Genomic DNA, 14,489 nt, shown 5'->3' with positions numbered 1-14,489 from the left:
GGTAGATGTTAATAGGATGTTCTATAGAATAAGAATCAATAATAAGATGATGATAATGATTGCTCCAACAGAAAGGTAAACACCGCCACCTAATGCATTAGCTTGCTTTTTCAATCCTCTCAATTCCTGGCGTAACTCTTTTTTTTCAGATTTCGATAAATTTGATTTATCCATCGATTTAATCTCTTGAACACGATCAGTGATCCGTTTAAGTTGAATTTGCTGCTCGGCAGTCATTTCAGTTTTAATCTTGTCTGTCTTTCCTGCTGCTGAAACTGTGTTTGCGCTGATTGCCAATGTGAAAACTAGCACTAAAGAGTAAATTAATCTTTTCATACGATTTGAATTTTGTGATAATATCTAAATAGCAAAAAACCTACCAAAAGTTATTGATAGGTTTTTTAAAGGTATTTTATTAAAACTGTCTACTCAAGTAGTCACTGCGACTATTTAATTTCGAATACTGTATTCATTATATAATTCAGTTTTATTTTTTTAAAATCAATCTCAGGAGCGGGCCCACCAGCCATATCAGCGCTTTCAGCTTTCATCATCATTACATTACGATACATCGGCTGTGGATATTGCTCATTGTTTACTTCCTGAATGTCAATTACACTACCTAACTTATCGCCAAGGGCTTCAACTAGGTAAGATGCTTTTTCTTTAGCAGCTTGTAGTGCTTTAATTTTCAGTTCTTTTTTAAGTGTTTCAATTTTTGAATAGTCGTAACTATCAACATTGGTATAGGCAATTCCTTTAGGGTCTATAGCACCAATGATGTCATTCCATTTATTCAAATCAGATACTTTTAAGCGATACTGTTTACTAGCCAGATAGTCAGGGTTTTTCTTCTTCTCTGTTACAATAGCATAGCTTGATAAGTCGTTGATTGTTAGGTTTCCTTTATCAATACCTGCTTTTTGAACGGCAGCATACAACTGGCTTTCCAAAGTAGTAATCTCTACTTTTTTCTTACTGTTATTATCTTTTAAATATTCTTTTAAAGAGATACTGATGTAAATAATGTCTGGAGTAACTTCAGTTTCCGCAGAACCACTAACACTAATCTTTTTTCTTAAATCTACTTGTTGAGCCATAGCACTTATACTTAATAAGGAAACGAAGGCAAGGGTTAATAACTTTTTCATAATGATAAATGTTTTTCTTTTGTGTATTTAATAGTTAGATGAAATTACCATACCAATTCCACAAATTATTAGCGTAAAACATAAAATTATTCTTCAACTATCTCATTATTAGGTCCAATTTCTTCTTTAAATTCTTCCTTAAAGTAAGTTTTTTGGAACACAAGTATAATAATTACACCAACAGATATGGCCGCGTCTGCAATATTGAATACAGGTCTAAAGAAGATAAAATCTTCTCCACCCCATATTGGAAACCATGTAGGAAAATGACCTTCCCAGATAGGGAAGTAGAACATGTCCACCACTCTACCATGGAACCATCCTGCATATCCATATATTTTACCATATAGTACAGAGTCTATAATGTTACCTAATGCACCGGCAAATATAAGTGCCACATTTAGGATCAGACCACGATGATATTTTTTCTGTATCAGGTAATGCAATCCATAACCAATTCCGGCAACAGCAGCTATTCTGAATAGAGATAAGGCTAGTTTGCCAAACTCACCACCGAATTCAAGGCCAAAGGCCATTCCGTTGTTTTCCGTGAAATGGATAATAAACCAATTGCCTATGATCTTAAATTCCTGACCCATAAACATATTGGTCTTAATCCAGGTTTTTAAAACCTGATCAGCAATTAAAACCAGGAAAATTATTATTAAAGGTTTTGTATAGCCTTTCATTACGACTGCTTCAGTTTAGCTTCCATACTTAAAGTTGCGTGAGGTACAGCACGTAAACGTTCTTTTTGAATTAGTTTACCCGTTTCTCTGCAAATACCATAGGTTTTGTTTTCAATACGCACCAATGCAGCCTCTAAATTCTCGATGAATTTTTTCTGACGTGCAGCCAGTTGGTTTAATTGTTCTTTTTCAAGAGTTGCAGAGCCATCTTCAAGCGTTTTGTAAGTACCAGAAGTATCTTCTGTTCCGTTAGAATTAGGACTGCTTAGAGAGTTTGTTAAGTCAAGAAACTCTTCTCTGGCCATACGTAGTTTTTCCTGAATCAATTCTTTAAATTCTTGAAGTTCACTGTCAGAGTACCTTGTTTTTGTAGCTTTTTCCATAATAATTATTGTTTGGCAATCGAAATTTGTAATTCAACATCATCGATTACTATTTTGTTTCCATTATCTAAACTTTCTGTTAATTTAAGGTCATCTGCTAAAATTTCCGAGCAAATGTATATTTTATTTTGAGCTACCGCTGTAGCTACTAAATTATGGTTTTGTAAAGTCACAGTAATTCTGTCTGTAACTTCGAAATTAAGTTCTTTCCTTAAATTCTGTATTCTGTTAATTAGTTCACGAGATAATCCTTCCTGTTTCAGTTCATCAGTTATGGTAACGTCAAGAGCCACAGTTAAGTTACCCATGTTTGTTACTTGCCATCCTGGTATATCTTCAGCCATGATCTCTACATCGCTCAACTCGATCACATAATTAGTGCCAGTAATTTCAAATTTGCCGTCATTTTCAAACTGGTTCAATTGTTCCTGCGTCATGTTGTTTACTACTTCAGCAACCATTTTCATGTCTTTACCAACTTTAGGGCCCAACGCTTTAAAGTTAGGTTTGATCTTTTTGGTAATGAAACCAGCAGTGTCGGTAATATACTCAATATCCTTAATATTTGTTTCCGACAAGATTAATTCTTTAACTAATTCAACTCTTTCTGCAAATTTACTATCCAGTACCGGGATCAATATTTTAGCCAAGGGCTGACGAACATTAATGCTTGTTTTTTTACGCAACGACAATACCATTGATGATATGTCTTGTGCTAAGCGCATACGTTCATTAAGCTCTGTATCAATCAAACTTTGGTCAGCTTCCTTAAGTAGAGCAAGGTGTACAGATTCAACTTCATTCGTAGCATCACCTGCAGTTAAATTCTGAAATAACCAATCAGCAAAGAAAGGAGCAATAGGCGACATTAGTTGAGAAATACTTGTTAAGCAAGCATACAAAGTTTCATAAGCAGCTTTTTTATCCGCAGTCATTTCTCCTTTCCAGAAGCGGCGGCGAGATAAGCGGATATACCAGTTACTTAAGTGCTCGTCTACAAATGATTGAATTGCTCTTGCAGCTTTAGTAGGTTCATAAGCAGCATAGCTTTCATCAACTTCGGCAATTAATGTTTGTAATAGGGATAAGATCCATCTGTCAAGCTCACTGCGCTCAGCAACTGGGGTCAGATTATTTTGGTCTATTTCAAACTTGTCGATGTTTGCGTATAGTGCAAAGAAAGCATAAGTGTTGTAAAGTGTTCCAAAGAATTTACGGCGTACTTCTGCAATTCCTTCAATGTCGAACTTTAAGTTGTCCCATGGGTTTGCATTAGATATCATATACCAACGCGTAGCATCTGGTCCGTATTCTTCTAATGTTTTAAACGGATCAGCCGCATTACCTAAACGTTTCGACATTTTCTGTCCGTTTTTGTCTAGCACTAGTCCATTTGAAACTACGTTTTTATACGCAACTTTGTCAAATACCAGTGAGCTGATGGCATGTAAAGTATAGAACCATCCACGGGTTTGGTCAACACCTTCAGCTATAAAATCAGCAGGGAAATCCTTTTGCTCATCAATCTTATCCTTATTTTCAAAAGGATAGTGCCATTGTGCATAAGGCATTGCGCCAGAGTCAAACCATACATCAATCAAGTCACTTTCACGAGTCATCGATTTTCCTGATGGTGAAACCAATACGATCTCATCCACAACATTTTTATGCAGGTCTATTAAATCATAGTTAGCTTCCGACATATTACCTACTTCAAATCCTTTAAAAGGATTTTCAGTCATGAAGCCGACTTCTATAGATTTTTCTATAGCATTATAAAGTTCTTCAACGGAACCAATTAATATTTCTTCTTTCTTATCTTCCGTTCTCCAGATTGGCAATGGAATTCCCCAATATCTTGAGCGCGACAAGTTCCAGTCATTTGCATTTTTCAGCCAGTTTCCAAAACGTCCCTCGCCTGTAGATTTTGGCTTCCAGTTAATGGTTTCGTTCAAGTCAAACATCCTGTCTTTGATGTCAGTTACTTTGATAAACCAGGAATCTAACGGGTAATATAAAAGAGGCTCATCAGTTCTCCAGCTGTGTGGGTAACTGTGAACATATTTCTCTACTTTAAAAGCTTTATTCTCTTCTTTCAGGTGGATAGCAATCTCTACATCAACAGATTTTTCCGGAGCTTCGCCTTCATTGTAATATTCGTTTTTTACATACTTACCAGCCAAATCGCCTAGGTGAGAAGTAAATCTTCCTTGTAAGTCTACCAACGGAACAGGAGAGCCATTCTCATCCAGAACCAACATAGGAGGAACCTCAGGTGTAGCTTCTTTAGCTACTTTAGCATCATCTGCACCAAAGGTTGGCGCAGTGTGTACAATACCAGTTCCATCTTCAGTTGTAACGAAGTCTCCTGAAATCACGCGGAAAGCGTTTTGAGGATTTTGGTACGGTAAGGTATAAGGTAATAGCTGTTCGTATTTAACGCCTACCAAATCAGCACCTTTGCATTCTGTTAAAATCTGGTAAGGAATCTTTTTGTCACCTTCTTTGAAATTGTTGAAATCTTCAGCATCTGTGCTTTCAAAATAGATTTTGTTAAATTGTTTTCCAACCAGGTTTTTAGCTAAAATTACATTTACTGGAAGGTAAGTGTATTGGTTAAAAGTCTTTACAAGCACATAGTCTATTTTCGGGCCAACCGTTAAAGCTGTGTTTGATGGTAGAGTCCAGGGAGTTGTTGTCCATGCCATGAAATGGATATCTCCAAAACCATTCAGGAACGCAGGTAATGTTTCTGGTAGTGATTTAAATTGAGCAACAATAGTAGTGTCGGTTACATCACGGTACGCTCCCGGTTGATTTACTTCGTGTGAGCTTAATCCTGTTCCCGCTTTTGGAGAATAAGGTTGAATGGTGTAACCTTTATAAAGTAAGCCCTTATCGTAAATCTGTTTTAAAAGCCACCATACTGACTCCATATATTTCGACTTATAGGTAATGTATGGGTCATCCATATCTACCCAATAGCCCATTTTTTCAGTCAAGTCGTTCCATACATCGGTATAGCGCATTACGGTCCTTTTACAGGCTTCGTTGTACTCTTCAATTGAAATGGTTTTACCTATGTCTTCTTTGGTGATACCAAGTTCCTTTTCAGTTCCTAGCTCTACAGGAAGTCCGTGAGTATCCCATCCTGCTTTTCTTTTTACCTGGAATCCTTTAATAGTTTTATAACGGCAGAAAATATCTTTAATAGCACGCGCCATTACATGGTGAATACCAGGCATTCCATTTGCAGAAGGTGGCCCTTCATAAAAAGTAAATGGGTTTGATTTTGAGCGGGTAGAAATGCTTTTTTCAAATATGTTCTCCGCTTTCCAAAAATCAAGTATCTCTTTTCCTATTTTAGCTAGTTCTAACTGTTTAAATTCCCTATACATCAATCAAGTATCTCCAAAAATTAAGGATGCAAAGTTAAGTTATTAGAATGAGAAATTGAAGTGTTGTTTAAAGCTTTAGCGTACCTATGTTTGGTAAAAGTGTTGGTTTGCCTAAGTAAAGGCAATGTATCGGTGCTCTAACACGGGGCGAGGTATCAATTAGGTATTTCGAAAGGCCCTTTTTAATTATCATTCAAAGAAAATAAAATTGCATTTTCGCTGTTATTAAAATAATCTACATCCCTACCTATCCATGAAACACCTTGATTTTTCAATTTTCCCTTTAATAACAACATCCCACCTCTTACTTAGAGAATTAACTGCACAAGATGCTTTGCAGATTCATACGTTGCGATCTGATCCTAAAATTGCGGCCATGACTGGAAAAATTCCTTCTACTGGTATAGAAGATGCCATGGTTCATATTTATAAAATTGGAAAACTTATGGAAGAAAATGCCTGTGTATACTGGGCAATTTCTTTGCCAGACAATCCTTCTTTAATCGGAGCCATCTGCCTCTGGAATTTTGATATAGAGAATGCGGTTGCAGAAATTGGTTATGAGCTACTTCCCGAGTACCAGGGGAAAGGAATTATGAGAGAGGCCATAGCTGCTGTTATAAAGTATGGATTTGAAGAAATGAAAGTAAGTACCATAACGGCTTTCCCTTCATTGAATAATGCCAGTTCAATTAAAGTTTTAAAAATGGCCGGATTTAAAAGAGACAGCAAACTTTACCAGAATTCACATGGAGATGATGTGGTTAATATGGTTACATTTTCATTAACATTACCCGAATAGCTTTAAAAAAAAACTTAGTTTTTTTCATAATTCTATTGCAATTAAGGATTTATTATGATGTAATTAATCCTGTCTGCTTTATTTGTGGAGTACGCCGAATGTAAATCCATTAGTAAACCATCAATTAGAATTCATGAATCTTTTTTATTGCAAAACGAGAACGAAACTTAGTATTTGTATTGCCCTTATCCTTTTTGGAATAACCTATGCAGCCACTTCACAAATTAAAAACAGTCAAAAGCTAACCGATTTTGTTGATCCATTTATTGGTTCAGGCTCACACGGTCATGTTTTTATTGGCGCCAGTGTCCCTTTTGGAGGTGTGCAGGTCGGGCCTGATAATTTTTATAAAGGTTGGGATTGGTGTTCCGGGTATAACTATCAGGATAGTGTGATCAGGGGTTTTGCTCAAACACATTTAAGCGGCACCGGAATAGGCGATCTTTCCGACATAGCCATCATGCCCTATACAGGAAGCATTAAAATAGATAAGGGACAGGAAAATGTTCCGGGTAGCGGTTATGCCTCCCTCTTTTCGCATAAGAATGAGCGTGTAAAGCCGGGGTTTTATTCGGTAAAGCTTGCCAATGGGGTAAATGTAGAATTAACTGCTTCCGAAAGGGTAGGATATCATCGCTATCATTTTCCGATGGGAAAAGAAGCACATGTTATCATTGATTTAAAGGAAGGGATCAATGATCAATCTACGGAAACTCATATTGAGCAAATAGATGATTTTACGTTCAAGGGATACCGCAAGTCTTCAGGATGGGCTAAAGATCAATGGATTTATTTTGCTATAAAATCATCGGTAGCTATAAAGAACTTCGCATTGTATAATAACAATACATTATTGGAAGGAACAACCGCTACAGATAAAGCCATTAAAGGACTCTTTAATTTTGAAAAGGCACCTACACTTCTAGAGCTTAAAGTTGGAATATCACCGGTAAGTTCAGAGAATGCACTCGATAATATAACAGCAGAAATTCCTAATTGGAACTTTGCTCAGGTGGTAAAACAGGCGGATGACAAATGGAACAAGGAATTATCCAAGCTAACAGTTGTGTCTAAAAATATAGCAGACAAGAAGATTTTTTATACAGCGATGTATCATACTATGATTAACCCGTCATTGTTTAATGATCATAACGGAGATTATAGAGGGACTGACAAAAAGATATATAAAAATGCTCAGTTTGCCAATTATAGTGTCTTTTCTACTTGGGACACTTATCGGGCGGCTCATCCACTTTACGTACTTACACAGCCTAAACGTGCGGCTGATATGATAAACTCAATGCTGGCTATTTATGATCAGCAAGGACATTTACCGATTTGGCACCTTATGGGAAATGAAACAGGCACAATGGTTGGTATGGCCAGCAGACAGATTGTTGCAGAAGCGTATATTAAAGGGATAAAATTTGATGGTGAAAGGGCCTTTGATGCTTTAAAAAAGAGTTCTGAAGTTAACTTGCTTGGCCTGGAGTACGCTAAGGACTTTCAGATAATTCCTAGTGATAAAGAGGAAATCTCGACAGCAAAAGGAATGGAATATGCTGTAGGAGATGGAAGCATCGCCTTAATGGCAAAAAAGATGGGTAAGGCTACTGAATATAACAATTTCAAAAAACGCGCTGAGAACTATAAGCTTTACTTCGATCCTGCGGATAAGTTCTTTAAAGGGAAACTGTCAGATGGTAATTGGACCCCTGGTTTTGATCCGTTTAAAAGTAAAAATGTGCTTTACTCAGAAGGGAACGCCTGGCAATACAATTGGCTTGTGCCACAGGATGTGGATGGATTAGTTGGTTTACTGGGTGGAAAGGAAGCGTTTAGTAAGCGTCTTGATGAGTTTTTTACAATTCCATTTCAGGATGAGGGAGGGTTGGAAGATATGACAGGTCTGATAGGACAGTATGCTCATGGGAATGAGCCGGGACATCATATCCCCTACTTGTACAACTATGGTGGACAGCAGTGGAAAACAGCTGAAAAAGTACGGTACATTCTAAAAGAAATGTATCATGATCGTCCAGATGGTATTGTTGGAAATGAAGATTGTGGTCAGATGTCGGCATGGTATGTATTTTCATCTTTAGGTTTTTATCCAGTATTTCCTGCATCTGGAACTTATGCCATAGGGAGCCCGTTGTTTGACAAAGCGACCATTAATTTAGAAGGGGGTAAAAAGTTTATTGTTGAATCCGTAAACAACAGCGATAAAAATATTTATATCCAAAGCATTTTGTTGAATGGGAAAAAATATGAGAAAGGCTATTTACAGCATGCTGATATCATGAAAGGTGGTACATTGAAAGTCACTATGGGAAGTAAGCCTAATTATAATTACGGTAGTAAATGATAATTAGATCATTGTAAAAAAGATAACAGCGTCATAATTTGTTAGTTTAGTTAGTTTAGCGGCGAGGGCTTTGACTTCCTGAGCCGCTTTTCTTATTTAAAAGCTAACTGTACATTTGTGAACATGATCTGTTCGATAATGAACATTTAATTGTTCCTGTAGTAATTAAATAACTGCTATTTAAGTTTATATGGGTATTTGTTAGAGTGGCATATATTTGGCATATCTGATGAAAAACCCAGTGTATGTTTTTAATTAACTTTAAAATCGCTTTAAGGAGCCTTTGGAAAAATAAGGGTTTCTCTTTGATTAATATAGGAGGATTGGCCATTGGTATGACTTGTTGTTTACTATTGCTGATTTATGTGAATTATGAATGGAGCTACGATAAACAATTTAAAGATATCGATCGTATTTATGCTTCCAAACTAACTCTTAAAATCAATGGAGAGCTTTTAACTACAGACGCAACACCGAATAAACTTGCTGGGGCTGCTTTGGCAACTTTGCCGGGGGTTGAAAGTGCAAGCCGGATTGCTATGACTGATCCAACGAAGCTGTTTAGCAGTAGTAACACTAATTTTAAGCTTAAAACGTTGGATGTTGATCCTGCATTTTTAAAGATATTCGACTATAAATTTATTCAGGGGGATGCTGAAACGGCATTGAAGGAGCCTAATTCGGTTTTGCTTACTGCTTCAGCTGCCAAAAGGCTATTTGGAACTGAAAATGCAGTGGGAAATAGCGTTAAATGGGATAACCGAAAAGTACTTAAGGTATCTGCAATTGTGGAAGATCTCCCCAAAAATATGACCCACCAGTTCGAAGCACTTCAACCATGGTCATTCTTCGAACAGGAAAATCCAGGTGAGAAAGATAATGGTTGGGGAAGCATTACTTGTTTTACCATATTTAAGTTAAAGGATAAGGCTGCCTTTGAAGCTACAAGTGCTTCGTTAAGACAGTTGATTAAGAAAAATGATAAGGAAAGTATCTTGGAGACTTTTCTTTTTCCTTACAGCAAGTATCATTTATATGATCAATTTGAAAACGGAAAACCTGTTGGAGGAAGAATTGATCAGATAAAGATGTTTGTTTTTCTTGCTTTCTGCGTTTTACTGATCGCTTGTATTAATTACATGAACTTGTCCACAGCCAGATCGGAAAAACGGGCTAGAGAAGTGGGGGTGCGCAAAGCTTTAGGGGCATCAAGAAAAACGCTGGTTGGACAGTTTATTTTAGAATCTCTTGTACTTTCGTTTATTGGAATTCTAATTGCTTTTGTGTTATTAGAGGTGGTGTTGCCATATTTTAATAACTTGCTGGATATCTCTATTCAGATCAATTATGGCGCATATCAAAGTTGGGTTACGCTTGCTTTGCTGATCCTATTTACGGGTGTGTTGGCTGGTAGTTATCCTGCGTTTTACCTGTCATCTTTTACCCCTGTAAAGGTATTGAAAGGTTTTACGGGAGTTGGTAAATCATCACTGCCCATCCGAAAAATACTAGTTGTTGTACAATTTAGCATTTCCATTTGTATGATTGTTTGTGCAATTGTTATTTATTCGCAAATCCAGTTTATTAAAAATAGTCCACTTGGATTTGACCAAAATAATCTGGTTCAAATGGATTTGGAAGGTGAGTGGACTAAACCCGAAAAACTGGAAATCTTTAAAACGGAATTAAAAGCTGCAGGAGCGATAGTTTCTGCAACCGAGTTTGCCGGTTCTTTTACAAAGAGTGGATCAATTACGAGTATGATTAAGTGGCCCGGTAAGGCTGAAAACGACAATACTATTATTAATTACAGGAGCACTGGTTATGATTTCGTAAAAACTGTGGGTACGAGTCTCATTTCGGGAAGAGACTTCTCTCCTGAATTTGTTGCAGATACTTCAACGTCTATACTCGTAAATGAAGCTATGGTAAAAACAATGGGGCTTAAAACCCCTGTAGGAAGCACAATTATTTGGGGAGATAATCATCCACTAACGATAGTTGGGGTGGTTAAGGATTATACAAATGAAAGACTGGCAACAAAAGCAAAGCCAACACTGTTTTACTGGAACATCAATCAGAGCAGGGTATTATTACTTCGACTAAATCCTGATCAACCACTTAGCAAGTCAATGCAATCTATAGCCGATATTGGTAAACGGCTTAATCCATCGTATCCTGCCGATTTACAATTTGTAAGTCAAGGGATGGAAGAGAAACTTAAAACAGAGCGCTTATTAAGTGTGCTCTCTAACTTGTTCGGGTGCTTTGCAATTTTTATTTCTTGTTTAGGTTTGCTTGGACTTGCTTTGTATATGGCTGAGCAGAGAAGTAAAGAAATTAGTATAAGAAAAGTTTTGGGTGCTGATTTGAAAAGCATTCTTGTGCTTTTGAACAAGGATTTTATTAAGCTGGTTATTCTATCCAATATGATTGCCATTCCTGCTGCTTATGTAATTGCGGTAAAGTGGCTTCAGAAATATGATTATAAAGTTGGAATGACTGCATGGCCATTTTTAATTGCTTTATTTTTATCTGTATTTATCGCGGTAATAACAGTGAGTTTTCAGACAGTTAAGGTTGCAAAGGCAAATGCAATTGATGCCTTGAAGTATGAGTAAGTTTTAAATAAATTGATATTGTTTATGAGGTCATATTCGGTCATACCGAAGTACATAATGACGATACAAATGACTGATACGAAATAGTTGCTCTGCTATGAATAGCATAATTACTAAGGGCAACAACAGTTCCATATGGTCTAGTTTCCAAAAAATGTAGATGAATATAGTAAGCACGCGAGTGTACTCAAGATTGTAAATCCATTTTCTTTGTTCCATTAAGGCCCCGCAATTGATCAGCGTGAGCAGAATAAAGCCAACAAGAAATAGTTTATCTGCAGTTTCAAAGAAGGGATATAAACCTGTAATTAATGTTAACAGAATTACGCTAATAATCATTTGTATATTCAGATAGCCTCTATATTTGAATCGGTATGAAGAAGATACTTTGTGTTGTAAGTATTTCTTTTCGAGGATAGGTCTGATTTCCTGGTCTAATCTGGATGGGTGGCCAAAGATTATTTTTAATTGGGTGCCTAGGCCCGATTCTCTTTTACATGCTGCTAAGATTTCTAGATAATAGTGGAAGTGTTGCCATAAGAAGCTGTAACTTTTTACGGGATGTGTAAGTCCGTATTTTGGTGGTTCCTCCTCTCTTTGAAATGTTCCAAAGATTTTATCCCAAAACACGAATACATCGCCGTAGTTCTTATCAAGATATTTTTCATCGCTGGAATGGTGGATGCCATGAATGGAAGGAGAAACCAGTATGTGTTCCAGCCAACCCATATTTTTTATCAATTGAGTATGGGTAAAAAAGGAGTATCCACCATGAACAACCAGAATAGTAATTACCATGGCAGGATGAAATCCCAGCAAAGGGATTACACACCAAAAAAGATTTCTGATCAGGGCCTGAAAAACAGTGATCCTTGCTGATACGGTAAAATTAAACTCTTCGCTTTGGTGATGTACAATATGAGCTGCCCAAAGTATGTTTACCTCATGCCCCAAACGGTGATACCAGTACCAAACAAGGTCAGTAACCAGGATTAATAATAACCATACCCACCATATGTTCGGTATACTGAAAAGAGCATAGTTGGTGTAAATCCAAAAAAATAGGCTATAGAAACTTGCAGATATAAAAAGATTAAGAAGTCTTTCAGCAATACCTATGCTGAGGTTGGAGATGGAACTTTCATATTTGAATAAGTGCCCTTTTTTTAGACTTAAAGCAAGTCTATATTCTAAAAACAGAAACACAAAAAAAGCTGGAATAGCAAAGGCTAAATAGTTAAAATGGCTAATCATAATTCAATTCCTCCTGACCAAATGTATATAAATACTACCAATTTAGTAGTATTTATGTTTAATTAGCTTTTAGCAAACAATTCGGTTTCCTTATTCATTGTTTATACCCTCCAAAATTGCTTATGTATAGTCTCAATATTGGTTTTGATTTTTGTGTAAACCAAAGATTATGTGATGATTAAAATTTATTTTAATAAAGTCTAGTAAATTAGTAGTTTTTATTTGTACATTTGCGACTCAATAGTTGTTCTTGTAATTTACTTATCCAGAAAGACAGAGGGAAAGGCCCTACGACGTCTTAGCAACCTGTACAGGCTTATGCTTGTAAAAGGTGCTAATTCCTGCTCCGCTAATGCGGGGAAAGATAAAATGATAAAGAGTTATACCTCTTCTGCATAAGCTGATATCACAGAATGATTAATTATAAACGATTAATTAAAAAGAGGAGGAAGAAATGAGAATTTATCTAGACAATGCTGCAACCACCCAACTTGACAAAGAAGTTTACAAGGAAATTATTCCTTACCTGTTGGAGTATTTTGGCAATCCATCGTCTCATCACGAAGATGGTAGAATTGTAAAAAACGCCATCGAAAATGCCAGAAAAACCATCGCCAATCTTTTAAATACGGCCCCAAATGAAATTATTTTTACAAGTGGTGGTACGGAAGCTGATAATACGGCGATCTTATCAAGTGTGTATTCTGAACAGGTAAGACACGTAATTACTACTCCGTTTGAACATCATGCGGTTTTGCATACACTAGAAGCGCTTAAGAAACGTGGTGAAATAAGTCTTAGTTTTATAAATACTGATGATAAAGGAAATCTTGATATTGAGCATTTAGAACAACTATTAAAAAATAAAGATCGCTCTCTGGTATCAGTAATGCATGCCAACAATGAAATTGGGAATTTAAATAACATCGAATTGATTGGTCAGCTCTGTTGTAGCAGTAATGCTATTTTTCATTCGGATACAGTTCAAACCATTGGGCATTATCGCCATGATCTTTCAAAACTGAAAGCACATTTTATAGCTGCCTCGGCACATAAATTTCATGGACCGAAAGGAGTAGGTTTTATTTATTGCAAAAACGGAATACAGCTTTCGAAATTGATTCATGGGGGATCTCAAGAGCGACGACTACGTGCCGGAACGGAAAATATTCATGGGATTATTGGTCTGGCAAAAGCTTTGGAGATTGCTTACCGCGATATTGATGAGAATGGAAAGTATATACAGAAATTAAAAGACAGGATGATCTTTAAATTGAAAGCTGAAATTGATGGCGTGCAATTTAACGGGAATTCAGCCGATGCGGATAACAGTCTTTACACCGTATTAAGTGTTAGCTTACCACAACATGAAGGTGCCGAAGATTTGCTTGGATACTTGGACAGGAATAATATTTCAGTTTCAGGAGGGAGTGCTTGCGCTACAGGTTCAGCATCGCATGTGCTGAAAGCAATTAATGCAGACCCTTCCCGACATACTGTACGCTTTTCGTTTAGTAAGTATAATACAATCGAAGAAATAGATTACACCGTTGAAAGGCTCTTTGCGATATACAATCCCGTAACTGTATAATGAGCTTAATGGTAAATATTAACATCCTGGCTGTGTAGATTGTGTGGCTTTATGCAATGGTGGAAAGTTCATTCAGCTCGCTTTCTGCAACACGCCGGGATGTTAATTAATAATGGATATCAATATACAATAACGGACAAAAGATGAGTTGAATATAACAGAAAAAATAAATACTACTAAATTAGTAGATTTTTTTTGAATTGTTATTTCTAAGCATTACCTTTACATCAAT

10 protein-coding genes and 1 riboswitch are annotated in these 14,489 nt (G+C 36.6%); of the genes, 4 read left to right on the top strand and 6 right to left on the bottom strand.

The window, feature by feature from the left end; all coding sequences use genetic code 11:
* Positions 1–21: 21 nt before the first annotated feature.
* From J1905_RS08895 to ileS, 5 genes are all read right to left on the bottom strand, one after another.
* Positions 22–336: a hypothetical protein gene (locus J1905_RS08895; RefSeq protein ID WP_214226950.1), complete on the bottom strand. Its 315-nt coding sequence runs from the start codon at positions 334–336 to the stop codon at positions 22–24.
* Positions 337–446: 110 nt separating this feature from the next.
* A complete protein-coding gene (locus J1905_RS08890; RefSeq protein ID WP_214226949.1) occupies positions 447–1,151 on the bottom strand; it encodes an SIMPL domain-containing protein in 705 nt (234 codons plus the stop codon).
* An 86-nt stretch (positions 1,152–1,237) separates the two neighbouring features.
* On the bottom strand, positions 1,238–1,840 hold the full coding sequence (locus J1905_RS08885; RefSeq protein WP_214226948.1) for a lipoprotein signal peptidase: 603 nt from the start codon (positions 1,838–1,840) through the stop codon (positions 1,238–1,240).
* The gene (locus J1905_RS08880) at positions 1,840–2,223 is read right to left on the bottom strand and encodes a TraR/DksA family transcriptional regulator (protein WP_068891888.1); all 384 of its coding nucleotides are present in this window, start codon (positions 2,221–2,223) and stop codon (positions 1,840–1,842) included. The genes J1905_RS08885 and J1905_RS08880 overlap by 1 nt, the downstream gene beginning before the upstream one ends.
* Positions 2,224–2,228: 5 nt before the next feature.
* Entirely contained in the window at positions 2,229–5,621 is a 3,393-nt protein-coding gene (gene ileS / locus J1905_RS08875; RefSeq protein WP_214226947.1) for an isoleucine--tRNA ligase, read from the bottom strand.
* A 253-nt stretch (positions 5,622–5,874) separates the two neighbouring features.
* Between ileS and J1905_RS08870 the strand changes: the two genes are divergently transcribed.
* The 3 genes from J1905_RS08870 to J1905_RS08860 all read left to right on the top strand — a co-directional run bounded on the left by J1905_RS08870 (position 5,875) and on the right by J1905_RS08860 (position 11,412).
* Entirely contained in the window at positions 5,875–6,423 is a 549-nt protein-coding gene (locus tag J1905_RS08870) for a GNAT family N-acetyltransferase (RefSeq protein WP_214226946.1), read from the top strand.
* Positions 6,424–6,556: 133 nt separating this feature from the next.
* Positions 6,557–8,791 (top strand): GH92 family glycosyl hydrolase, encoded by a 2,235-nt coding sequence (locus J1905_RS08865; protein ID WP_214226945.1) that lies wholly within the window; start codon positions 6,557–6,559, stop codon positions 8,789–8,791.
* A gap of 245 nt (positions 8,792–9,036) precedes the next feature.
* Positions 9,037–11,412, top strand: a complete 2,376-nt coding sequence (locus J1905_RS08860; RefSeq protein WP_214226944.1) for an ABC transporter permease — start codon at positions 9,037–9,039, stop codon at positions 11,410–11,412.
* A gap of 30 nt (positions 11,413–11,442) precedes the next feature.
* Here the strand turns inward: J1905_RS08860 and J1905_RS08855 are convergent, their stop codons facing one another.
* Positions 11,443–12,666: a sterol desaturase family protein gene (locus J1905_RS08855; protein ID WP_214226943.1), complete on the bottom strand. Its 1,224-nt coding sequence runs from the start codon at positions 12,664–12,666 to the stop codon at positions 11,443–11,445.
* A 258-nt stretch (positions 12,667–12,924) separates the two neighbouring features.
* A riboswitch (SAM riboswitch) is annotated at positions 12,925–13,037 on the top strand.
* Positions 13,038–13,120: 83 nt separating this feature from the next.
* Here J1905_RS08855 and J1905_RS08850 point away from each other — a divergent pair.
* A complete protein-coding gene (locus J1905_RS08850; RefSeq protein WP_214226942.1) occupies positions 13,121–14,257 on the top strand; it encodes a cysteine desulfurase family protein in 1,137 nt (378 codons plus the stop codon).
* Positions 14,258–14,489: the final 232 nt, after the last annotated feature.

The sequence above is a fragment of the Pedobacter sp. B4-66 genome, from assembly GCF_018492665.1.
Taxonomy (GTDB): domain Bacteria; phylum Bacteroidota; class Bacteroidia; order Sphingobacteriales; family Sphingobacteriaceae; genus Pedobacter.
The sequence above is the reverse complement of the archived record's forward strand: the minus strand, read 5'-3'. Positions and strand labels throughout refer to the sequence as shown.

What these genes read in the sequence shown, in the direction of transcription:
- J1905_RS08895 (WP_214226950.1), bottom strand. Translation starts at nt 336, where the DNA reads ATGAAAAGATTAATTTACTCTTTAGTGCTAGTTTTCACATTGGCAATC.
- J1905_RS08890 (WP_214226949.1), bottom strand. Translation starts at nt 1,151, where the DNA reads ATGAAAAAGTTATTAACCCTTGCCTTCGTTTCCTTATTAAGTATAAGT.
- J1905_RS08885 (WP_214226948.1), bottom strand. Translation starts at nt 1,840, where the DNA reads ATGAAAGGCTATACAAAACCTTTAATAATAATTTTCCTGGTTTTAATT.
- J1905_RS08880 (WP_068891888.1), bottom strand. Translation starts at nt 2,223, where the DNA reads ATGGAAAAAGCTACAAAAACAAGGTACTCTGACAGTGAACTTCAAGAA.
- ileS (WP_214226947.1), bottom strand. Translation starts at nt 5,621, where the DNA reads ATGTATAGGGAATTTAAACAGTTAGAACTAGCTAAAATAGGAAAAGAG.
- J1905_RS08870 (WP_214226946.1), top strand. Translation starts at nt 5,875, where the DNA reads ATGAAACACCTTGATTTTTCAATTTTCCCTTTAATAACAACATCCCAC.
- J1905_RS08865 (WP_214226945.1), top strand. Translation starts at nt 6,557, where the DNA reads ATGAATCTTTTTTATTGCAAAACGAGAACGAAACTTAGTATTTGTATT.
- J1905_RS08860 (WP_214226944.1), top strand. Translation starts at nt 9,037, where the DNA reads ATGTTTTTAATTAACTTTAAAATCGCTTTAAGGAGCCTTTGGAAAAAT.
- J1905_RS08855 (WP_214226943.1), bottom strand. Translation starts at nt 12,666, where the DNA reads ATGATTAGCCATTTTAACTATTTAGCCTTTGCTATTCCAGCTTTTTTT.
- J1905_RS08850 (WP_214226942.1), top strand. Translation starts at nt 13,121, where the DNA reads ATGAGAATTTATCTAGACAATGCTGCAACCACCCAACTTGACAAAGAA.